The following is a 21,867-nucleotide window of genomic DNA, read 5'->3' as shown; positions in this document are numbered from 1 at the left end:
GTGACGGGCATGGCACGCGGCCGGCTGCGCGTCTATCTCGGCGCGGCCCCGGGGGTCGGCAAGACGTACGCCATGCTCGGCGAGGGCCGGCGGCGGAAGGCGCGGGGGACCGACGTGGTGGTCGGCTTCGTCGAGTGCCACGGCCGGCCCCGCACGGTCGAGCTCCTCGACGGCCTGGAGATCGTCCCCCGCCGGACGCTGGAGTACCGGGGGACGACCTTCACCGAGCTGGACACCGACGCGGTCATCGCCCGTGCCCCGAAGGTCGCACTGATCGATGAACTCGCGCACACCAATGTGCCCGGCACCCGGAACGCCAAGCGCTGGCAGGACGTCGAGGAGATCCTCGAGGCCGGCATCGACGTGGTCACGACGGTGAACATCCAGCACCTCGACTCGGTCAACGACGTCGTCGAGCAGATCACCGGAGTGCCGCAGCGGGAGACCCTGCCCGACGAGGTCGTCCGGCGCGCCGACCAGGTCGAGCTGGTCGACATGACGGCCGAGGCGCTGCGCCGCCGGATGGCGCACGGCAACGTCTATGCCCCCGACAGGATCGACGCGGCGCTGGGCAACTACTTCCGCGTCGGCAACCTCACCGCGCTGCGCGAGCTGGCGCTGCTGTGGCTGGCCGACAAGGTGGACGACCAGCTCGACCGGTACCGCGCCGACCATGGCATCCACGCGACGTGGGAGGCGCGCGAACGGGTCGTCGTCGCCCTGACCGGCGGTCCCGAGGGTGACACGCTCATCCGCCGCGCGGCGCGGATCGCCGACCGGGCCAGGGGCGCGGACCTGTTCGCCGTGCACGTCACGACCGGCGACGGGCTGACGGGCGCCGGCCCCGGGCACCTGGCCCGCCAGCGGGCCCTGGTCGAGAGTCTGGGCGGCACCTACCACCAGGTCGTCGGCGACGACGTTCCACAGTCCCTGCTGGACTTCGCCCGCGGGGTGAACGCCACGCAGCTCGTCCTCGGGGCCTCGCGGCGGGGCCGGTTCGCCCAGCTGCTGTCCCGGGGCGTCGGCGTCACGACCACGGCGCTGTCCGGGCCGATCGACGTTCACATGGTCACCCACGAGGAGGTGAACCGGCCCCGCCCGGGAGGGCGCCGCGCGGCGGGGCTGTCCCCGCGCCGCCGCGCCATCGGAGCCCTCCTGGCCGCGGCGACCCTGCCCCTGCTGACGCTGCTGCTGGCGAACCTGCGCCATCAGCTCTCCCTGCCCAGTGACATCCTCGTCTTCCTCGTCGCGGTGGTCACGGTGGCGCTCGTCGGAGGCGTCTACCCCGCGCTGTTCGCCGCGGTGATCGGCTCGCTGCTGCTGAACTACTACTTCACCCCGCCGCTGCACCGCTTCACGATCGCCGAGCACGAGAACGTCCTCGCCCTCGCCTGTTACGTCCTCGTGGGGATCGCGGTCAGCGTCGTGGTCGAGATCGCCGCCCGGCGCACCCGGGACGCCGCCCGTTCCCACGCCGACGCCGAACTGCTGTCCGACCTGGCGGGCAGTGTGCTCCGCGGCTGGGGCGGCGCCCGCGTGGACGCGCTGGGCCTACTGCTGGAGCGCCTGCGCGTGACGTTCGCCCTCACGTCGGTCACCCTGCTGGAGCGCCGGCCGGAGGCCCCGCTGACCCCGATCCGGCAGCACGACCCGGAGTGCTGGCGGGTGATCGCGGCGGTCGGCGGCGAACCGGCGTGCAGCCCAGACGACGGCGACGCGGACGTTCCCGTCGAGGACGACCTGGCCCTCGTCCTGCGGGGCCGCATCCCCTCGGCGTCGGACCGGCGCGTTCTCGAGGCGTTCGCGGCGCAGGCGGCCGTCGCGCTCCGGCAGGAGCGCCTCGCCGAGGAGGCCGAGCAGGCCCGCCCGCTCGCGGAGGCGGACCGGCTACGGACCGCGCTGCTCACGGCGGTCGGCCACGATCTGCGATCCCCGCTGGCGTCCGCCAAGGCCGCCGTGGAGAGCCTGCGCACCGACGACGTCACCTGGTCCGACGAGGAACGCACCGAGCTCCTGGCGACCGCCGACGAGTCCCTCGTACGGCTCGACCACCTCGTCGCCAACCTCCTCGACATGAGCCGCCTGCAGTCCGGGGCGCTCGGCGTCCACCGGGAGCCCGTCGCCGTACGGGAGATCGTCCCGTACGCGATCGACGAGCTCGGCGCGCCCGGCGTCCGGCAACGGGCGCCCGACGAGCTGCCGGAGCTGCTGGCCGACCCGGTCCTGCTCGAACGCGTGCTGGTCAACCTGCTGTCGAACGCGGTGCACCACAGCCCTCCGGGCGAGCCCGTGCTGGTCACGGCCAGCGCTCACGCGGGCCAGGTCGAGCTGCGGGTGATCGACCGCGGGCCCGGCGTGCCCGAGGCCGACCGCGACCGGATCTTCGAGCCCTTCCAGCGCGCCGGCGACCGCGGCGCCGGCACGGGCGCGGGGCTCGGTCTCGGCCTCGCCCTGTCGCGTGGGCTGGTCGAGGCCATGGGCGGCACCCTCGTGCCCGAGGACACCCCGGGTGGCGGCCTGACCATGATCGTTTCGCTGCCCGCGTGCCCGCCCGACCTGGTCGAGCCGGCCGACCCGGCGTTGACGGCGCACGTCGACGCCGTACGGGAGAGGCGGTCCACATGACCCGCGGCAGAGGGTTCACAGGACTCGTGCGCGGCGGTCCCATGACAGGCGACGGAGCCGGCGGATCGCGGGTTCCGGCCATGGGCGGTGACGAGCAGGACCGGCTCTCGGTCGCGGGCGGGCTCGCCGCGCTCTCGCTCGACGCCATGTCCTCAGTGGCGTACGGCCCTGAGGCGATCGTCATCGTGCTGGCCGCCGCGGGCGGGGCGGCCCTCGGCTACACCCTGCCGGTGACGCTGGTGATCGCCGGGCTGCTGGCCGTGCTCACGGTCTCCTACCGCCAGGTCATCGCAGCCTTCCCCCAGGGCGGCGGGGCGTACGGCGTGTCGAAGGCGTACCTCGGCCGGCGAACGTCCCTCGTCGCGGGCGCGTCCCTGATCGTCGACTACGTCCTCAACGTCGCCGTGTCGACCGCGGCCGGGGTGGCGGCGCTGACCTCGGCCTTCCCGGCGCTGCACCCGTACACGCCCGGGCTCTGCCTCGCCGTCCTGGGCGCGATCACGGCGGTCAACCTGCGCGGGATCGCGCACAGCGCCCGGCTCCTGATCGCGCCCACCGCGGTGTTCGTCCTGTCGATCGCCGCCGTGATCATCGTCGGCCTGTTCCGTGACCACCCCGCCGCGGTCGCGCCCGCCGGCCCGCAGGACGGCACGCTGAGGACCGTGGGGGCGTTCCTCCTGCTGCGCGCGTTCGCGAACGGCTGCGCCGCGCTGACGGGCGTCGAGGCGATCGCCAACGCGGTGCCGGCCTTCCGCAGGCCGCGGGTGGGGCGGGCCCAGCGTGCGGAGATGGCCCTCGGCGCGACCCTCGGCCTCATGCTGATCGGCGTCGCCGTCCTGATCGGCCGGTTCCACATCCGCCCCGTCCACGGCGTCACGATCCTGTCGCAGGTCACCGCCGGGTCGTTCGGCCACGGCGTCGGGTACTACGTCGTGCAGTTCGCGACCGTCCTGCTGCTGGCCCTGGCCGCCAACACCTCCTTCGGCGGCATGCCGGTCCTGGCGCGCCTCCTGGCCAGGGACAACAACCTGCCGCACCTGTTCGCCCTGCGCGCCGAGCGGCAGGTCCACCGGTACGGCATCCTCTTCCTCGCGGGGACGGCCGGGCTCCTGCTGGCCGGGACCGCCGGCGCGATGAACACGCTGGTACCGCTCTTCGCGATCGGGGTGTTCGTCGGGTTCACGCTGTCCCAGGCGGGGATGGTCCGGCACTGGTGGCTCGACCGGCCCCGCGGCTGGCGGCCGCGCGCCGCCCTCAACGGGCTCGGTGCCCTGCTCACCGGGATCGCGGCGCTCGTCGTGGCCGCGACGAAGTTCGCCGAGGGCGGCTGGCTGATCGTCGCCGCCCTGCCGCTCATCGTGCTGCTCATGTCGCGTGTCCACCGCGCGTACGGCCGGATCGGGGAGCGCCTGGAACTGCAGCGGACGCCCGCCCGGCCCCGCCGCCGTCGCGCGGTGGTCATCGTCCCGGTGGAGGGCGTCGACCGGCTGACGTACGAGGCGCTGTCGGCGGCGTTCTCCCTCGGCGAGCGTGTCGTCGCCGTGCACGTCGCCCATCCCGACGAACCCGGGGACACGATGCGCTTCGTCGAGGCGTGGCATCGCTGGGCGCCGGACGCCGACCTCGTCCTGTTGAACGACCCGCACCGGCGTCTCGTCGAGCCGATCGTCGACTATGTCAGCGGAGTCGGCGAACCGCACGTGTTCGTCCTGATCCCCGAGGTCGAGCCGGCGCACATGTGGCAGCGGGTCCTGCAGAACCAGCGCGGCGCTGTGCTGGCCCACGCGCTGCGCCGCGACACCGACGTCGTCGTCTGCCGGCTGCGCTTCCGGCTCAGGCCCCGGCACGCGCACGACCGGGTGGAGGCGGCCCCCGGGACGGTCCGGGTGCCGGCCACGCGGGCGCGCGGCTGAGCGCGGACGGAAGCGGAGCGGAACCCGAGTGCCGCGTCTCATGCCCCGGCATACGGGACACAATGCAGGAAGGGGGTCGATCGGTATGGCGACGCGGGGCAGGCTCAAGATCTACCTCGGTGCCGCGCCCGGAGTGGGCAAGACCTACGCCATGCTCGACGAGGCGCACCGGCGGCTGGAGCGCGGCGCGGACGTCGTCGTAGGGTACGCCGAGACGTACGGCCGGCCCCGCACGGCGGCGCTGCTCGAGGGACTGGAGACCGTGCCCGTCCGCAGGGGCGCCGGCACGGAATGCGAGATGGACGTCGACGCCGTCCTCGCGCGCCGCCCCGACGTCGTCCTGGTCGACGAGCTCGCGCACGCCAACCTCCCCGGATCCCGCAACGACACGCGCCGGCGGGACGTCGAGGAGCTCCTCGACGCGGGCGTCGACGTGGTGTCCACCGTCGACGTCCAGCACCTGGAGTCGCTGACCGACGTCGTCGAGCGCATCACGGGCGTACGGCCCCGCGAGACCGTGCCCGACGAGGTCGTCCGGCGGGCCGACCAGATTCAACTCGTCGACATGGCGCCGGAGTCGCTGCGGCGCCGCCTCGCCCACGGCAACGTGTACGCGGCCGAGCGGGTCGACGCGGCGATGGCCGGCTACTTCCGCGTTGGGAACCTCACCGCGCTGCGCGAACTCGCCCTGCTCTGGCTCGCCGACCGGGTCGATGACGCGCTCGCCCGCTACCGGGACGAGAAGGGCATCACCGAGACGTGGGAGGCGCGGGAGCGGATCGTCGTGGCGCTGACCGGCGGTCCGGAGGGCGACGCGCTGATCCGCCGCGCCGCCCGCGTCGCGGCCCGCGCCGGCCGCGCCGACCTGATCGCCGTGCACGTCGCACGGGCCGAGGGTCTCGCCGGCGGATCGCCCGCCGCCCTCGCCCGCCAGCGCGCGCTCGTCGAGGGCCTGGGCGGCTCCTACCACCAGGTCACCGGTGGCGATGTGCCGAAGGCGCTGATCGACTTCGCCCGGGCCGCGAACGCCACGCAGATCGTGCTCGGGTCGAGCCGCCGCAGCGGCTGGCAGTACGTCTTCGGGCCCGGTGTCGGCGCGACCGTCGCCCGGGCGTCCGGCGAGGTGGACGTGCACATCGTCCCCCACGACTACGCCGGTAAGGGCCGGGGATGGGCGGCCGTGCCGGCGACGTCGCTCGGCCGCCGCCGGCGGGCGGCCGGGTGGCTGCTCGCGCTGCTCGGCCCCCCGGCGCTCACCGGCCTGCTGTCGTCCGGCGGGCACTTCGGGCTCCCCACCGAAGTGCTGTTCTTCCTCAGCGCCGCCGTCGGTGTGGCCCTGGTCGGCGGGCTGTGGCCGGCGATCGTGGCCGCCGTCGCCGGCTTCCTCCTGCTCAACTGGTTCTTCACGCCCCCCGTGCACACCCTCACCGTGGCCCGCCTGGAGAACGCCCTGGCCCTCCTGGTGTTCGTCGCCGTGGCCGTGGCGGTCTCCACCGTCGTGGACCTCGCGGCCCGGCGCAGCGCCCAGGCCGTGCGGGCGCGTTCGGAGGCGACGACGCTGAGCATGCTCGCCACCAGCGTGCTCCGCGGCGAGGACGCCCTTCCCCAGCTGCTCGAACGCGTCCGGGAGACGTTCGGGCTGTCGTCGGTGGGCCTCCTCGAACGCACCGGTGACGGCTGGGCGTGCGCGGCCTTCGCCGGCCGTGAACCGTGCGCCCGGCCGTCCGACGCCGACGTCGCCGTCCAGGTCAGCGACACCCTTATCCTCGCGCTGGACGGCCGGGTCCTGCCGGCCGCCGATCGCCGCATCCTCGCCGCCTTCGCCTACCAGGCGGCGGCCGCCCTCGACCGGCGGCGCCTGGCGGAGGAGGCCAGGGAGGCCCGGCGGCTCGCCGAGGGCAACCGGATCCGCACCGCACTCCTCGCCGCCGTGTCCCACGACCTGCGCACGCCGCTGGCCTCGATCAAGGCCAGCGTCGGCAGCCTCCGCTCGCCCGACGTGCGCTGGGACCCCGAGGACGAGGCCGAGTTCCTCGCCACCATCGAGGAGTCGGCCGACCGCCTGGACCGCCTGGTCGCCAACCTCCTCGACATGAGCCGGTTGCAGACCGGCGTCGTCAACCCGCTCACCCGGCCGGTCACCCTCGACGAGGTGATCCAGCCGGCGCTGGCGAACGTCCCCGCCGACCAGGTCAAGGTCGAGGTGCCGGAGGACCTGCCGCCGGTCGTCGCAGACCCGGGGCTCCTGGAGCGGTCCCTGGCCAACGTCGTGGAGAACGCCGTACGGCACGGCGGCCCGGAGCCCGTCCGCGTGACCGCGGGCGAACATGACGACATGCTCGAAGTGCGGGTCGCCGACCGCGGGCCGGGCGTCCCCGACTCCGCCAAGCCGCGTATGTTCGAGCCGTTCCAGCGCCTCGGCGACCGGCCGCGCGGCAGCGGGGTCGGCCTGGGCCTCGCGGTGGCGCGCGGCTTCGCCGAGGCCGTCGGCGGCGAGCTGCGCGCCGAGGACACGCCGGGCGGCGGCCTGACGATGGTGTTCTCGCTGCCGGCCGACCGTACGGCACGAACCGGCGAGGGGGAGACGTGACCCGCGTACTCGTGGTGGACGACGAGCCGCAGCTCGTCCGCGCGCTGCGGATCAACCTGCGGGCCCGGGGCTACGAGGTCGACGCCGCGCCCGACGGGCGTACCGCGCTGGACCTGGCCGCTCGCCGCCGTCCCGACGTCGTCGTCCTCGACCTCGGCCTGCCCGACATGGAGGGCGCGGAGGTGATCAGGGGCCTGCGTGGCTGGACGAGCGTGCCGATCATCGTGCTGTCCGCGCGGCACGCGTCCGAGGAGAAGGTCGAGACGCTCGACGTCGGCGCGGACGACTACGTGACCAAGCCGTTCGGCATGGACGAGCTGCTGGCCCGGCTGCGCGCCGCCGTGCGCCGGGCCGCCCCGGCCGAGGAGACCGCCGTCGTCGTCACCGATGACTTCACCGTCGACCTGGCCGCCAAGAAGGTCGGCCGCGATGGCGCGGACATCCGCCTCACCCCGACCGAGTGGCATGTCCTGGAGGTGCTGGTGCGCAACGCGGGACGCCTGGTCGGCCGGCAGCAACTGCTCCGCGAGGTCTGGGGTCCCGCGTACGAGACCGAGACCGGCTACCTGCGCGTCTACCTCGCCCAGCTCCGCCGCAAACTCGAACCCGACCCCTCACACCCCCGCCACCTCATCACCGAACCCGGCATGGGCTACCGCTTCGAACCCTGACCGTGACGGTCCTCAGAGCAGTGTCCGACACCGGCCACCACTCTCAGGTCCCGCGCCGGTGGCCCATCCCATGATCCGGGTTCCCGCCTGACCGGGTGGTGGGGCGGGCGGGGCTGTTAGGGGGGCGTTAAGAAGTAGGCTGGGCGTGTAAGGAGCCCGTTAGGGAGCGGGGTTTCACCGCTCTCCGGCCGGTTTGCTGGCGATTGTGAAGCAAGCCGTGTTGCAGATGCCCAAGCGCTTCCTCGTCGGCCGGCCGCTGCGGACCGGGCAGATGGGGGAGACGCTCCTGCCCAAGAAGCTGGCGCTCCCCGTCTTCTGCAGCGACCCCCTCTCGTCCGTCGCGTACGCGACGGAGGAGATCCTGCTCGCGCTGAGCCTCGGCGGCCTGGCGATGCTCACGCTGTCCTGGTCGGTGGGGGCGGGCGTCGTCGTCCTCCTCCTGGTGGTCGTCGCGTCGTACCGGCAGACCTGCCACGCCTACCCCAACGGCGGCGGGGCGTACGCGGTGAGCCGGGCCAACCTCGGGGAGAACGCCGCCCTCGTCGCGGCCAGCGCGCTGCTGATCGACTACGTCATGACGGTCGCGGTGTCGGTCGCGGCCGGTGTGGCCAACGTCACCTCCGCGTTCCCGGTACTCGGCCCGCACGCGGTCGCGATCTCCCTGGCGCTGATCGCGGTGCTCGCCGTGATGAACCTGCGTGGCGTCAAGGAGTCGGGGACGGCGTTCGCGATCCCGACGTACGGGTTCGTGGCGAGCATCCTCCTCCTGCTGGTCGTCGGCCTGTTCCGCGTGGCGACCGGGCATCCGCCGACCGCGGAGTCGGCCGCCGTCGGGGTGCGCGCCGTGCACGGCACGGTGGGCGCGGCGGCCGTCCTGCTCGTCCTGCGCGGCTTCGCCCAGGGGTGCACGGCGCTGACCGGCGTCGAGGCGGTGAGCAACGGCGTGCCGAACTTCAGGCCGCCCAAGAGCCGCAACGCCGCCGCCACTCTGACGATCATGGGCCTGCTGGCCATGGTCATGTTCGGCGGCATCACGGTCCTCGCCCGCGCCGCACGGGTGCACCTGGCCGCCGATCCCGCGCAGCTCATCGGCGCGCCGCACGGCTACACGCAGAGGACGGTCATCGCCCAGCTCGGCGCGGCCGTCTTCGGGCACGGGTCGATCCTGTTCTTCCTGGTTCAGGCGTTCACGGCGGCGATCCTCGTGCTGGCGGCCAACACCGCGTTCAACGGGTTCCCGATCCTGGCCTCGATCCTGGGCGGCGACGGGTACCTGCCGCGGCAGTTCGCGCGACGCGGTGACCGGCTGGTGTTCAGCAACGGCATCGTGATCCTGTCGCTGCTGGCGGGGGCGCTGATCTGGGCGTTCCACGCCAGCACCACCAGGCTCATCCAGCTCTACATCATCGGCGTGTTCGTCTCGTTCACCCTGAGCCAGAGCGGCATGGTCCGGCACTGGGGTGATGAGCTGCGCCGTCTCGCCGACCCGGCGGCACGGCGCTCCGTCCACCGCGCCCGCCTGATCAACCTGGTCGGGGCCGTGATCACCGGGCTGGTCCTGCTCATCGTGCTGTTCACCAAGTTCGGGCACGGGGCGTGGATCGTCGTGGTGACGATGCCGCTGGTCTTCCTGATGATGAAGGGGATCCAGCGGCACTACCGGCGGGTGGCGGCCGAACTGGAGCCGGGGGAGGAGGGTGTGCCGATGCCCAGCCGGATCCACGCCGTCGTGCTGGTGTCCCGGGTGCACACCCCGACCCTGCGGGCGCTGGCGTTCGCCCGCGCGACGCGGCCGCACACGCTGACGGCGCTGAGTGTGGCGACGAGTCCGGAGGAGGCCGACCGGCTCGAGCGTGACTGGGCGGAACGTGACATCCCCGTACCCCTGACGATCCTCGATTCTCCCTACCGTGACATCACCGGGCCGGTGCTCGACTACGTCACCCGGATCCGTGTCCGGAGCCCGCGCGACGTCGTGTGCGTCTTCATCCCGGAGTACGTCGTCGGCCGCTGGTGGGAGCACCTCCTGCACAACCACAGCGCCCTGCGCCTCAAGGCGCGTCTGCTGTTCCGGCCCGGCGTGATGATGACCAGCGTCCCCTGGCAGCTCGGCTCGGCCGAGGCGGCCCTCGCGCGGCATATCGAAGGAACGGAATTCGCCGCGCGTACACGGGTTCGTACCGGTACGTCCTGATCCAAACCCTAAGTAGTGGTCTGTTCCGTCAGGGGATGGCCTACTCTTGCGAATCATGGAGGAAGTGCCTGCCGGTACGGCGCAGGAGAGCGCACAGGGCGCCCGGGGCCTGCGCGGCTTCCTGCGCCGCCTGACGTCGAGCAAGGCGGAGCTCGAGGCCGAGGAGCTGCAGAAGACCACCGGCGAGGAGGGCGCGACTCCGATTCGGAAGTGCGCCGTCCGCCGGCGCGCCTGCGTGGCGGGTACGCTACGTACCGTGACTCTCCGACCGCGTGGCGGGGCGCCCGCCCTGGAGGCCGAGCTGTACGACGGCTCGGACGCCATCAGCCTGGTGTGGCTCGGCCGGCGGCGCATCGCCGGGATCGAGCCCGGCCGGCTGGTGCGCGCGGAGGGCCTGGTGAGCGTCCAGGACGGCCGTAAGGTGATGTTCAACCCGCGGTACGAACTGCGGGGAGGGGCATGAGCGAGCACGGAGTCCACGACGAGGCTCCCGGCGAGGCGCGCGAGGCGCGCCTGGCCGCGTACGACACCGTCGAGGAGGCCGTCCGCAAGCAGCTCTCCAAGGCGCTCGGCGGCCCGCGCGGCGTCGTGGAGGCGGCGATCCCGACGATCGGCTTCACGGTCTCCTGGATCGTGAGCCACCAGCTCCGGGCGTCCTTGATCATCGGCGCGGGGCTCGCCGTCGTCCTGCTGGCCGTGCGCCTGGTTCAGCGCTCGACGGTCCAGTTCGTGCTCAACAGCGTGTTCGGCATCGTGATCGCGGCGTTCTTCGCGCTGCGCTCGGGCAAGGCCGCCGACGCCTTCCTGCCCGGCATCATCTACAACGCGGGCTACGCCGCGGCGATGCTCCTGTCGATCGTCGTCCGCTGGCCCGTCGTCGGATTCCTGATCGGGTCGGTCACCGGCGACCCGACCGCCTGGCACCGCGACCGCGACATCGTCCGGCTCTGCTCCCGGCTCACCTGGCTGCTGCTGATCCCGTGCCTGGTGCGTGTCGCCGTGCAGTACCCCCTCTACCTCGCGGGGCACGTCGGCTGGCTCGGCGCGGCCAAGGTCGTGATGGGCTGGCCGCTCCAGGTGGCGGCGCTGGCCGCCATGGTGTGGCTGCTGGCCCGTGGCCGTACCCCGATGGAGACGGCCACGGGCGCTTCGGAGTCCTGACTGCCTCAGGCGGTGGTCAGTGCGCCGACAGCAGGTCGCCGAGCTCGTCCTCGACGTCCTGGCTGGCCACGAACATCAGCTCGTCCCCGGCCTCGAGGGTGTCGTCCGGGCTGGGCACCAGCACCCGGCCCTCCCGCAGGATCGCCACGAGCGCGGTGTCGCGCGGCCAGGTCACCGAGCCGACCAGCTGACCGGCGAGGGGGGCGTCCTCGGGCAGGGTCAGCTCGACGAGGTTCGCCTCGCCCTGCCGGAAGGTCATCAGCCGGACCAGGTCGCCGACGCTGACGGCCTCCTCGACCAGCGCGGACAGCAGGCGGGGCGTGGAGACCGCGACGTCGACGCCCCAGGACTCGTTGAAGAGCCATTCGTTCTTGGGGTGGTTGATCCGCGCGACGACGCGGGGGACGCCGTACTCGGTCTTGGCGAGCAGCGAGACGACCAGGTTGACCTTGTCGTCGCCGCTCGCCGCCACCACGACATGACAGCGCTCCAGCCCCGCGTCGTCGAGGGAGGCGATCTCGCAGGCGTCCGCGAGCAGCCACTCGGCGCGCGGCACCGCCTCCACCTTGATCGACCGGGGGTTCTTGTCGATGAGCAGGACCTCGTGACCGTTCTCGAGGAGCTCCTGGGCGATGGAGCGGCCCACGGCGCCCGCTCCGGCGATGGCGACCCGCATTACTCCACCCTCTGCTCGGGCCGCTGGGACACGGCGTCGTTGATGCGTTCTATGTCGGAGGACGCCGCCATCACGTGGATGACGTCGCCGTCCTGGATGACGGTGTCGCCCGTGGGCACCAGCGCCTCACCCATGCGGGACAGGAACGCGACGCGCGTCTTGGCGGCCTCCTCCAGCGCCGCGACCTTGGTGCCGATCCACTTCGGGTCCGACTGCACCTCGGCGAGCACCACCTCGCCGGTCGGGTCGCGCCACAGTGAGGACACGCCCTCGGGCAGCAGCCGCCGGACCATCTGGTCGGCGGTCCAGCGGACGGTCGCGACGGTCGGGATGCCGAGCCGCTGGTAGACCTCGGCCCGCCGGGGGTCGTAGATGCGCGCCACGACGTTCTCCACGCCGAAGGTCTCGCGGGCGACCCGGGCCGAGATGATGTTGGAGTTGTCGCCGCTGCTGACGGCGACGAAAGCGGAGGCCTGCTCGATCCCGGCCTCGACGAGCACGTCGCGGTCGAAACCGAACCCGGTGATCCGGCGCCCCTTGAAGCCGCCGCGCAGCCGGCGGAACGCCTCGGGGCTCTGATCGATGATGGCCACGGTATGGCCTTTGTCCTCCAGGATGTGGGCGAGGGTGGACCCCACTCGCCCGCAGCCCATGATCACGATATGCACGGTCGTCCTTCCCGGCGCCGGTGCCGTCCGCTTGGCTCCGCTTGACCTGATGAAACCTACACAGCCCGGGGCGCGCGGAGCACTTCCTGACCCGTCTCAGGGGCGGCACTTGCATTCATCCCCCAGGCGCGGTGGATCTCACAGTCGGAGGAACGACTAGCCTTACCTGTCGTGTCGAAGGCTCCAGACCTCGTCAAGAGGCTCCTGCTCGGCCGGGCGCTCCGCAGCGCCCAGCAGCACGAGCAGACACTCCCCAAGACGATCGCCCTCCCGGTGTTCGCCAGTGACGCGCTGTCGTCGGTGGCGTACGCCCCTCAGGAGATCCTGATCGCCCTCGGCCTCGCGGGGCTCGCGACGTACCACTTCACGCCCTGGGTGGCCGGGGCGGTCGTCGTGATCCTGCTCACCGTGGTGGCCTCCTACCGGCAGAACGTCCGCGCCTACACCAGCGGCGGCGGCGACTTCGAGGTCGCCACGACCAACCTCGGCAACAACTCGGGCATCGTGGTGGCCAGCGCGCTGCTGGTCGACTACGTCCTGACGGTCGCGGTCTCGGTGTCCTCGGGCATCGAGAACCTCGGCGCGCTGCTGCACTTCCTCCAGCCGCACCAGGTGCTCGCGGCGATCACGATGGTCGCCATCTTGACGATCATGAATCTGCGCGGCATCCGTGAGTCCGGCGTCGCCTTCGCCATCCCGACGTACCTGTTCATGTTCGGCGTCTTCGTCATGCTGCTCTGGGGCTTCACGCGGCTGGCGTTCGGCGCGGACCTGCACGCCGAGACCGCCCACCTGACGGTCAAGGGCCCCGAGATGGGCGTCAGCGGGTTCGCGCTGGTCTTCCTGCTGCTGCGCGCCTTCTCCTCCGGCTGCGCCGCGCTGACCGGCGTCGAGGCGATCAGCAACGGCGTGCCGGCGTTCCGCCCGCCCAAGGGGAAGAACGCCGCGACCACCCTGCTGCTGCTCGGCAGCGTCGCCGCCTCGATGTTCGCCGGGATCGTCGCGCTGGCCTACATCACCAAGGCCAAGTTCGCCGACCCGGCCATGGGCACCCACCTCATCAACGCCGCCGGCCGGGACGTCTCCGACCAGGACCCGGTGGTCGCCCAGGTCGCCCACGCCGTGTTCAGCAACTTCACGCCCGGCTTCGCGTACGTCACGGTCATGACCGCGCTGATCCTGACGCTGGCGGCGAACACGGCGTTCAACGGCTTCCCGGTGCTCGGGTCGGTGCTGGCCCAGAACCGCTACCTGCCACGCCAGCTGCACACCCGCGGCGACCGGCTCGCGTTCAGCAACGGCATCATCATCCTCGGCGCGATGGCGGGCCTGCTGATCTACGTCTACGACGCCTCGGTCACCTCGCTGATCCAGCTGTACATCGTCGGCGTGTTCGTGTCCTTCACGGTCAGCCAGATCGGCATGGTGCGCCACTGGAACCGCCTGCTGCGGACCGAGACCGACTCGGCCGCCCGCCGCCGCATGAAGACCTCCCGGGCGATCAACTCCTTCGGCGGCGTGGTCACCGGCGTCGTCCTCGTCGTGGTCCTCATCACGAAGTTCCTGCTCGGCGCGTGGATCGCCTGCGTCGCGATGGTCGTGCTGTTCCTCATGATGCGCGGCATCCGGCGGCACTACGACCGGGTCGCCGCCGAGCTCGCGGTCACCGGCGAGGACGTCGCTCTGCCCTCCCGGAACCACGCCATCGTCCTCGTCTCCAAACTGCACCGCCCCACGATGCGGGCCCTGGCGTACGCGCGGGCCACCCGCCCGTCCACGCTCGAGGCCATCACCGTGGCGGTCGACCCCGAGGAGTCGCAGAAGCTCCAGGAGGAGTGGGACGCGCGCGAGCTGCCCGTCCCGCTGAAGATCCTCGACTCGCCGTACCGCGAGATCACCCGGCCGATCCTGGAGTACGTCAAGAGCGTCCGGCGCCGCAGCCCCCGCGACGTGGTCACCGTGTTCCTGCCCGAGTACGTCGTGGGACGCTGGTGGGAGCACCTGCTGCACAACCAGAGCGCGCTGCGCCTCAAGACGCGCCTGCTGTTCCAGCCCGGTGTGATGGTCGTGAGCGTGCCCTGGCAGCTCGCCTCGTCCGACCGTCTCAAGGGCCGGCACGAGCCGCCGGCCCCCGGTTCCGTACGCCGCCCGTACGGCCCAGAGCAAGAAGTCGAATCGGGAGGAACCCGTGCCGCCGGTGGAATCGTCTGAGCTGATCGAACTCCAGATCGGAGCGGTCGCCAACGGCGGCTGGTGCGTGGCCCGGCACGAAGGCCGTGTCGTCTTCGTCCGGCACACCCTGCCGGGCGAGCGCGTACGGGCCCGGGTCACCCAGGAGACCAAGCACTTCCTGCGCGCCGACGCCGTGGAGATCATCGAGGCGTCGCCCGACCGGGTCCAGGCGCCGTGCCCGTTCGCCGGCCCGGGCCGTTGCGGCGGCTGCGACTGGCAGCACGCCTCCCTGCCCGCCCAGCGGCGGCTGAAGGCCGAAGTCGTCCAGGAGCAGCTTCGCCGCCTGGCCGGCGTCGAGCGCGACGTCGTCGTCGAGGAGGTGCCGGGCGCGCCGGACGGCCTCGGCTGGCGCACGCGCGTGCAGTTCGCGGTCCGTCGCGACGGCGTGATCGGCCTGCGCAAGCACCGCTCGCACCAGATCGAGCCGATCGACGAGTGCCTGATCGCGCATCCGCAGGTCGAGGCGCTCGGTATCGAGCGCAAGCGCTGGCCCGGCGCGACCGGCGTCGAGGCCATCGCGTCGGCGGGTACGGGCGACCGCCTGGCCGTCCTGTCCAGCCGGGGCCGGGCCCGCGTCCCCCGCATGGACGCGCCCGTACGCCTCGTCAGCGGCAAACGGGAGGACAAGCCGCCGTTCGTCCGTGAGGAGGCCGCCGGGCGGCTGTGGCAGGTCAGCGGGAGCGGGTTCTGGCAGGTCCACCCCGGCGCCGCCGAGACGCTCGCCGCGGCCGTCCTGGACACTCTGCAGCCCCGGAAGGGTGACATCGCCGTCGACCTGTACTGCGGCGCCGGCCTTTTCGCCGGCGTGCTCGGCGAGGCGGTCGGCCCGGACGGCCTCGTCGTCGGGATCGAGTCGGAGGGGCAGGCCGTCCGCGACGCCCGCTTCAACCTTCGCGACCTGCCGCACGTGTCCGTGGAGCGCGGCGAGGTCGAAAAGGTCCTCGACGAGATCCAGTTCGGCCGCGGCAAGTCCACCCTGAACCACGCCGACCTCGTCGTCCTCGACCCGCCGCGCACCGGTGCCGGCCGGGACGTCGTCAAGCGTGTCGCGGAGCTCGCCGGCCGCCGGATCGCGTACGTCTCCTGCGACCCGGCCACCCTCGCCCGCGACCTGGCGTTCTTCTCGGAGTACGGCTGGACGCTGTCCGCGCTGCGCGCGTTCGACGCCTTCCCGATGACCCAGCACGTGGAGTGCGTCGCGACCCTGGTCAAGGGCTGACTCCGGTCCCCCGTCAGGGCGCGTGTGCGCGCCCTGACGGGGCTTCCTCGCGGCTCCCGTTCGGGGATGATGGCGGCATGACGCTGAGCGCCGCCGACGGCAACGCGATCCTGAAGGAGAACTTCTCGCCCTGGGTGCAGGACCTGGGCCTGGTCGTCGAGGAGGTCGGGGACCGGGTCGCGGTGCTGCGCCTGCCCTGGTCGCCGCGGCTGGCCAGGGAGGGCGGGGCGCTGTCCGGTCAGGCCCTGATGGCCGCCGCCGACACCGCCACGGTGATCGCCGTGTCGGCGGCCCGCGGCGCGTACGTGCCGATGACGACGGTGCAGCAGTCCAGCGCCTTCCAGCGCCCGGTCGTGGACGCCGACGTGGTCGTCACGGCGCGGATCACCAAGATCGGCCGGACGCTGGCCTTCGCGGACATCGAGCTGGCCGCCGGCGGAGCCGTCGCCGCGCACGCGACGACCGTCTACGCCCTGCTTGCCTAGCCGGCTTTTCCCGTCCGGGGTGATTCGCGCGTTTCCGAAGGTGGGCTACCTCGGAGAAACGGCGGTGCCGCCGCTCCCGGTGGAGGAAGCTGGCAGGTGAGGGTCCGGTCCTGGTCGATCCGGCACCGTACCGGCGGCCGGCGGACCGGGTGGCCGTGAAGGGGGGCGCGCGTGAGTGACGAGACCATCGGGGACGGGGCGTTCCAGGGGATCGTGATGCCGTGCCAGATGTGCATCGGCAGTGGCGAGCTGGTCACCATCCAGAAGGATCCCGCCCTGCTGCGGCTGGGGGACTGCCCGCAGTGCGAGGGGACGGGCCACATCCGCATCCGGTGCACGCGCGACGAGGTGGACGAGGTCATCCGCGGCCTGCCGCCCAGCCGGCTCCTGATCGCCGTACGGCAGGCGCTATCAGGCGTCGGTCTGTGCCCGGTGTGCTTCGGCTGTGGGGTCCTGGCGTCGATGGAGTGGAACGAGGAGCAGCTCCCCGTGCGCTACGTCGAAGCCTCCTGCCCGGCCTGTGAGGACCGTATGGGCCTGTGAAGGCCGATCGTATCCCCACGGTGGACTTTCCGCAGGTCGCGCCCCTGGTGACCTTTTCAGGGGCACGGTCGGCTCCTGAACCGGCGTGACCGAAACTGGCGCCGTGTGTCCGGGCGCGTTCGGATCTCGGCATGATCGCCTAGGTTTTTACCATCACACATTGTGACGACACGCTGACACGCTGCTAGGTGGCCATCCGGAGGTCCGTTACAACGGGGCGTTGTCGAAAGCATCCGAGCACGTCACGGGGGACAAAGATGATCGACTTCTCGGGCCGCGCCACGCGTGCCGGAACCCGGGGCATCGCGGCGGCGGCGGCCGTTTCGTGCTTCACGATTCCGCCGCTCGCGTCGCACGATCCCGCGCGTGCCGACGGGCCGGCGGGTCCGTCGGCACGCGCGCACGACCACCGGCCCGCCGGGCGGGAGCACGCGCCCGGCGGTTCCGAGCACGGGTTCGCGGACGGGGAGCACGGCCCCGCCGCCGGGCGGCATGAGGACCGTTCGGCACGCCCGGAACGAGACCGCGACGCCACGGAACGGGATCGTCGGCCGACGCGGGGCACGCACGACCGGAAGGGATGGAACGAGCACCTTCCACCACGTCCGAGGATCATCCTCGACACCCGGGCGCCGCACGGCGCCGTCGTGCCCGGCAGGACCTACACCTGGCCCTACTCGGTGCGGAACACCGGCTCGGCTCCGGTGCGGAACGTCACGCTCACGACGACGCCCAACCGCGATCTGAAGATCATCACCATGCCGCCGAAGTGTGGATGGCACGGCCGTGATCTCGTCTGCCGGATCGGCCTCCTCCCGGCCCGGCAGGCCAGGAACGGCGGCTTCACCGCGCGAGTGGACCCGAGGACGCCGACCGGGCGGACCCTGTCCAGCCCGGCCAGGGTCTCCTGGGACGGCCGGCCGGGGTCCGCGGCGCGGGAGATGGCCTTTCCTCCGGTCACGGCGTCGCAGCCGACCGACCTGGCGGTCACCGGGGACGACCTTCCGGAGACCGTACGCCCCGGGGGAGAGGTCCCCTACGAGATCACCGTGACCAACGCGGGCCCGGTGACCGCGGAGGCGGTCGTCGTCCGCAGCTCGGTGGCGGATGAGCCGGGCGCGTGGCCGAACGACTCGGCGCCCGCCGTCCCGCCGTGCGCGGCGGCTCAGGCCCAGCAGGCCGCGGCTCCCCGCTGCGGCGCCGAGGAAGGGCGTCCGGCGTGCGACGCGTGCGCGGTGCGGCGGCCGGACGAGACGGGCGCGACCGCGGATCGGCAGGAGGCGCCGCGTCCTGCGGCGGGTGCCCCGGCGGCCGGGCAGGCGTGCGGCGCGTGCGCGGTGCGGCAGCCGGTGACGGGAGGCGCCACGGCGGACCGGCAGGACGCGCGCCCGCCCGCGGCGGACACCCCGGCGGCCGGGACGGCGTGCGACGCCTGCGCGGGACGGCAGAGCGCCCAGGCGTGCGGTGCCTGCGCGGGACGCCAGGACGCTCCGGCGTGCGGCTCCGTGACGGACGGCGCGGGAGCTCTCACCGGCCGGCCGGCGGTGCCGACGTGCGCTTCGTCCCCCGCCCGCGTCGCGGCCGCGCCCGGCAAGGAGGCCCCGGCCGGTAGCGGCATCCATCGCGACGGTCCGGCCGAGGCGCCGATCGGGCCCGGGATCGCACCGGAGCGGCCCGCCCCGAGCGGGGACACGCCGATCGTGATCGGCAAGGACCACCACTGCCTGACCCAGGGATCGGGATTCGTCTGCCCCCTCGGCGCGATCCCCCCGGGCAGGACCCGCAAACTCCGGCTGACCGTGCGGGCCCGGCCGCACGCACGCCCTGGCAGGCTCCGCTGCCTCAACACCGTCACGTCGGGGACGCCGGACGAGAACCCGGCCAACAACAGTGTCGCCTGCCACACCCGGAACGCCCGGCCGATGCCTGCGCGGCCGGTCCCGGGCGTCCGCCGCCTGCCGCACACCGGCTTCCCGTACGGGACGGTCGCGCTGGCGGGGCTCGGATTCGCCGCCCTCGGCCTCCTTCTGGTGTGGATCGGCCGCGCACGGCGCGGCGAAGAGGTCTAGACCAAATAGTGCATTGGACGGCCCCGGGGTAGGAGGATGGGAGCCATGCTTCTGCGGATCTTCACAGAGCCCCAGCAGGGGGCGAGCTACGACACTCTGCTCCGGGTCGCCCAGGCCACCGAGGAGTGCGGCTTCGACGCGTTCTTCCGCTCTGACCATTACCTGAAGATGGGGGACGTCAGTGGTCTGCCGGGCCCGTCCGACGCCTGGATCACCCTGGCCGGGCTGGCCCGGGAGACGCGGCGGATCCGTCTCGGCACGCTGGTGACCGCCGCGACCTTCCGGTCGCCCGGTCCGCTCGCCATCGCCGTGGCGAACGTCGACCAGATGAGCGGAGGACGCGTCGAGCTCGGGCTGGGCACGGGGTGGTTCGAGGAGGAGCACACCGCGTACGGCATTCCGTTCCCGAGCCTGCGGGAGCGCTTCGACCGGCTGGAGGAGCAGCTGCAGATCGTCACGGGGCTGTGGGAGAAGCCGATCGGCAAGGCGTTCTCGTTCGACGGCGAGTACTACCAGGTGGCGGACTCGCCCGCCCTGCCGAAGCCCGCGCAGCAGCCCCGGCCGCCGGTGATCATCGGGGGTGTCGGCGCGAAGCGGACGCCCCGGCTGGCCGCGCGGTACGCCGACGAGTACAACGTGCCGTTCAACGGGCTGCCGGAGACCGAGGCCGCGTACGAGCGCGTGCGCGCCGCCTGTGAGCAGGGCGGCCGGGCCTGCCAGTCGATGACCTTCTCGGCCGCGCAGGTCGTGTGCTGTGGCCGGGACGAGGCGGAGATCGCGCGCCGGGCGGCCGCGATCGGCCGGAAGGTCGACGAGCTCCGCCTGAACGGTCTGGCCGGAACGCCGGCCGAGGTGGTGGAGAAGATCGGGCGGTTCCGCGAGATCGGCGCCGAACGGATGTACCTCCAGGTGCTCGACCTCGACGATCTCGACCATCTCGAGCTCATCGCGAGTGAGGTCCTTCCCCAGATGTAACGGTATGACCCGTTGATCGCCCGGCATGTCGGCTATGCCGGGCGATCACCTTTTTGAGGCACAATCCCGCCATGCCTTCTCTGCAGCCGCTGACCGCCCAGGACCCCACGGAGGTCGGCGGCCACCGCCTGCTCGGCCGTCTGGGGGAGGGCGGCCAGGGCGTCGTCTGCCTCGGCGAGTCGCCGTCAGGGGAGCGGGTGGCCGTCAAGCTCCTGCGATCCGCCGGTGACGCGCGCGACCGACGTTACTTCGCCAAGGAACTGGCCGCCGCGCGGAAGGTCGACCCGTTCTGCACGGCACGGATCCTCGCGGCCGACGTCGAGGGCGAGGTGCCCTACATCGTCAGCGAGTTCATCGACGGCCCGTCGCTGCGTCAGGTGGTCGGGGACGGCGCCCCGCTGCGCGGCTCGGCACTCCAGCGGCTGGCCATCGGCACGGCGACCGCCCTCGTGGCCATCCACCAGGCAGGCGTCGTCCACCGTGATTTCAAGCCCGCGAACGTCCTGATGGGGCCCGACGGGCCCCGGGTGATCGACTTCGGGGTGGCGCACGTCGTCGACGCGACCATCAGCGGGCACATCACCGGGACCCCGGCGTTCATGGCGCCGGAGCAACTGCGCAACAAGCCGCCGGGCCGGGCGGCGGACATGTTCGCCTGGGGCGGCACGATCGTGTACGCGGCCACGGGCCGGGCCCCGTTCGGGCAGGACCACCTCGGCGCGGTGGTGAGCCGGATCCAGCACGCGGCGCCGGACCTCGGCGACCTTCAGGGGCCCCTGCGGGAGATCGCGGCGGCCTGCCTGGACAAGGACCCGGCCCGGCGGCCGTCGGCGCGGCAGGCCCTGGCCTGGCTGCTCGGTGAGGAGCCCCTGCCGCCCTCCGGCCAGGGCCTGCTCTCCGGCCAGGCCTCGTCTCCCGGTCAGGGCACGTCTCCCGATCCGGCCCCGTTCTCCGGTCAGGGCTCGTTCTCCGGCCGAGGCTCGTCCTCCGGTCAGGGCACGGTGCCGGGGGTGGCCGGACCGACCGCTCGATGGGCTCCCGGCACCCCGCCCGGCGTGCCCGGCACGGCGCCGCCCGTCACCATGCCCGCCGCCGGTCCGTACGGGCCGGGAACCGGCTCGTACGGACCCGCGGGCGGGCCGCCCGCACCCCGGCCACGGCCCGGCGGGAGGACGGCGTTGCTCGTCGGCGCCGGAGCGGCGGTCGTGGCGGCGCTCGTGGCCGTCACCGTGACGCTCGCCCCCTGGAAGACCGGCACCGGCGGCACGCGGACGCCCTCGCCCACGCCGACCCCTCGGAACCTCACGTGGTTCGACTCACTGGGCCTGCCGATGCGCTCCGGCTGGACGGTCGCCGAGACCGAGAGCGGGACCCACGTGCTAACCGGCCCGTGCACCGATCCGAAGGCATCGTTCTTCAGAACGCCGTGCAACGGCTTCTGGGTGATGGGCGCGAAACAGATCAATACCGCGGCGCACGGCTTCGGCAGTTATCTGGCGGGAAAGCAGATGTACTACCCGGCGTCCGACGTCGAGCCGTGCCCGGCCTTCCCGGCGGACTTCATCGTCACGCCGGACAAACCAGTCGTGACCGAGCAGCGGCAGATCGGCGGGCGTCCCGCCACGTACAGCGAATACGCCGTCAACTGCGCCGAGCAGAACGGCGCGCACCGGACCACCAGCGGCTACACCGAGCGCGAGTGGTACGTCGCCGACCGGCAGATCCTCGTCATCGACGTGACCTCCGATCCCGACCTTCCAGAGGTCCTCGCCAAGGCGTCGTGGCGCTGACCGGAAGGGGAGCGGGTCTTCGATCCTGCTCGAATGGTCAAGGCTCGGTAAACTCC

The 21,867-nt window shown here is 72.7% G+C and carries 16 protein-coding genes; 14 read left to right on the top strand and 2 right to left on the bottom strand.

Annotated features, from left to right (window positions below; genetic code table 11):
- Positions 1 to 9: 9 nt before the first annotated feature.
- The 7 genes from NE235_RS08690 to NE235_RS08660 all read left to right on the top strand — a co-directional run bounded on the left by NE235_RS08690 (position 10) and on the right by NE235_RS08660 (position 11,154).
- Positions 10 to 2,625 carry a sensor histidine kinase gene (locus NE235_RS08690; protein ID WP_252800494.1) on the top strand — a complete coding sequence of 872 codons (2,616 nt, stop codon included), beginning with the start codon at positions 10 to 12 and terminating at the stop codon, positions 2,623 to 2,625.
- Positions 2,626 to 2,666: 41 nt separating this feature from the next.
- Complete coding sequence (locus NE235_RS08685) at positions 2,667 to 4,538, top strand: APC family permease (protein ID WP_252800492.1); 1,872 nt, start codon at positions 2,667 to 2,669, stop codon at positions 4,536 to 4,538.
- A gap of 85 nt (positions 4,539 to 4,623) precedes the next feature.
- Positions 4,624 to 7,128 (top strand): DUF4118 domain-containing protein, encoded by a 2,505-nt coding sequence (locus tag NE235_RS08680; RefSeq protein WP_252800490.1) that lies wholly within the window; start codon positions 4,624 to 4,626, stop codon positions 7,126 to 7,128.
- Positions 7,125 to 7,799 carry a response regulator gene (locus NE235_RS08675; protein WP_252800488.1) on the top strand — a complete coding sequence of 225 codons (675 nt, stop codon included), beginning with the start codon at positions 7,125 to 7,127 and terminating at the stop codon, positions 7,797 to 7,799. The genes NE235_RS08680 and NE235_RS08675 overlap by 4 nt, the downstream gene beginning before the upstream one ends.
- Before the next feature lie 205 nt (positions 7,800 to 8,004).
- Positions 8,005 to 9,993, top strand: a complete 1,989-nt coding sequence (locus NE235_RS08670) for an APC family permease (RefSeq protein ID WP_252800486.1) — start codon at positions 8,005 to 8,007, stop codon at positions 9,991 to 9,993.
- A gap of 55 nt (positions 9,994 to 10,048) precedes the next feature.
- A complete protein-coding gene (locus tag NE235_RS08665) occupies positions 10,049 to 10,456 on the top strand; it encodes an OB-fold nucleic acid binding domain-containing protein (protein ID WP_252800484.1) in 408 nt (135 codons plus the stop codon).
- Positions 10,453 to 11,154, top strand: coding sequence for a DUF3159 domain-containing protein (locus NE235_RS08660; protein ID WP_252800482.1), 702 nt, complete (start codon positions 10,453 to 10,455; stop codon positions 11,152 to 11,154). Before NE235_RS08665 ends, NE235_RS08660 begins: the two co-directional genes overlap by 4 nt.
- A 16-nt stretch (positions 11,155 to 11,170) precedes the next feature.
- Here NE235_RS08660 and NE235_RS08655 read toward each other — a convergent pair whose 3' ends face one another.
- Positions 11,171 to 11,830 (bottom strand): potassium channel family protein, encoded by a 660-nt coding sequence (locus NE235_RS08655; protein ID WP_252778446.1) that lies wholly within the window; start codon positions 11,828 to 11,830, stop codon positions 11,171 to 11,173.
- On the bottom strand, positions 11,830 to 12,498 hold the full coding sequence (locus NE235_RS08650; RefSeq protein ID WP_252800480.1) for a potassium channel family protein: 669 nt from the start codon (positions 12,496 to 12,498) through the stop codon (positions 11,830 to 11,832). Before NE235_RS08650 ends, NE235_RS08655 begins: the two co-directional genes overlap by 1 nt.
- Before the next feature lie 171 nt (positions 12,499 to 12,669).
- On the opposite strand from NE235_RS08650, the gene NE235_RS08645 reads away from it, so the two are divergent.
- The 7 genes from NE235_RS08645 (at position 12,670) to NE235_RS08615 (ending at position 21,811) form a co-directional block, all read left to right on the top strand.
- The gene (locus NE235_RS08645) at positions 12,670 to 14,709 is read left to right on the top strand and encodes an APC family permease (protein ID WP_252800478.1); all 2,040 of its coding nucleotides are present in this window, start codon (positions 12,670 to 12,672) and stop codon (positions 14,707 to 14,709) included.
- Entirely contained in the window at positions 14,696 to 15,949 is a 1,254-nt protein-coding gene (locus NE235_RS08640) for a class I SAM-dependent RNA methyltransferase (protein WP_252800476.1), read from the top strand. Before NE235_RS08645 ends, NE235_RS08640 begins: the two co-directional genes overlap by 14 nt.
- Positions 15,950 to 16,026: 77 nt before the next feature.
- Positions 16,027 to 16,434, top strand: a complete 408-nt coding sequence (locus NE235_RS08635) for a PaaI family thioesterase (RefSeq protein WP_252800474.1) — start codon at positions 16,027 to 16,029, stop codon at positions 16,432 to 16,434.
- A gap of 171 nt (positions 16,435 to 16,605) precedes the next feature.
- Positions 16,606 to 16,977: a hypothetical protein gene (locus NE235_RS08630; protein ID WP_252800471.1), complete on the top strand. Its 372-nt coding sequence runs from the start codon at positions 16,606 to 16,608 to the stop codon at positions 16,975 to 16,977.
- Positions 16,978 to 17,234: 257 nt separating this feature from the next.
- A complete protein-coding gene (locus tag NE235_RS08625) occupies positions 17,235 to 19,046 on the top strand; it encodes a hypothetical protein (RefSeq protein WP_252800469.1) in 1,812 nt (603 codons plus the stop codon).
- Between the two features lie 45 nt (positions 19,047 to 19,091).
- Positions 19,092 to 20,021 carry an LLM class F420-dependent oxidoreductase gene (locus tag NE235_RS08620; protein ID WP_252800467.1) on the top strand — a complete coding sequence of 310 codons (930 nt, stop codon included), beginning with the start codon at positions 19,092 to 19,094 and terminating at the stop codon, positions 20,019 to 20,021.
- 71 nt (positions 20,022 to 20,092) lie between these two features.
- Entirely contained in the window at positions 20,093 to 21,811 is a 1,719-nt protein-coding gene (locus NE235_RS08615; protein WP_252800465.1) for a serine/threonine-protein kinase, read from the top strand.
- Positions 21,812 to 21,867 lie beyond the last annotated feature (56 nt).

Source organism: Actinoallomurus spadix, assembly GCF_024055725.1.
Lineage (GTDB): Bacteria > Actinomycetota > Actinomycetes > Streptosporangiales > Streptosporangiaceae > Actinoallomurus > Actinoallomurus spadix.
This window is presented reverse-complemented; position numbering and strand designations above follow the sequence as displayed.

Bases quoted from the DNA above. Each gene is read 5' to 3' on its own strand.
- NE235_RS08690 (WP_252800494.1), top strand. From the start codon at position 10: ATGGCACGCGGCCGGCTGCGCGTCTATCTCGGCGCGGCCCCGGGGGTC.
- NE235_RS08685 (WP_252800492.1), top strand. From the start codon at position 2,667: ATGACAGGCGACGGAGCCGGCGGATCGCGGGTTCCGGCCATGGGCGGT.
- NE235_RS08680 (WP_252800490.1), top strand. From the start codon at position 4,624: ATGGCGACGCGGGGCAGGCTCAAGATCTACCTCGGTGCCGCGCCCGGA.
- NE235_RS08665 (WP_252800484.1), top strand. From the start codon at position 10,049: ATGGAGGAAGTGCCTGCCGGTACGGCGCAGGAGAGCGCACAGGGCGCC.
- NE235_RS08660 (WP_252800482.1), top strand. From the start codon at position 10,453: ATGAGCGAGCACGGAGTCCACGACGAGGCTCCCGGCGAGGCGCGCGAG.
- NE235_RS08655 (WP_252778446.1), bottom strand. From the start codon at position 11,830: ATGCGGGTCGCCATCGCCGGAGCGGGCGCCGTGGGCCGCTCCATCGCC.
- NE235_RS08635 (WP_252800474.1), top strand. From the start codon at position 16,027: ATGACGCTGAGCGCCGCCGACGGCAACGCGATCCTGAAGGAGAACTTC.
- NE235_RS08625 (WP_252800469.1), top strand. From the start codon at position 17,235: ATGATCGACTTCTCGGGCCGCGCCACGCGTGCCGGAACCCGGGGCATC.
- NE235_RS08620 (WP_252800467.1), top strand. From the start codon at position 19,092: ATGCTTCTGCGGATCTTCACAGAGCCCCAGCAGGGGGCGAGCTACGAC.
- NE235_RS08615 (WP_252800465.1), top strand. From the start codon at position 20,093: ATGCCTTCTCTGCAGCCGCTGACCGCCCAGGACCCCACGGAGGTCGGC.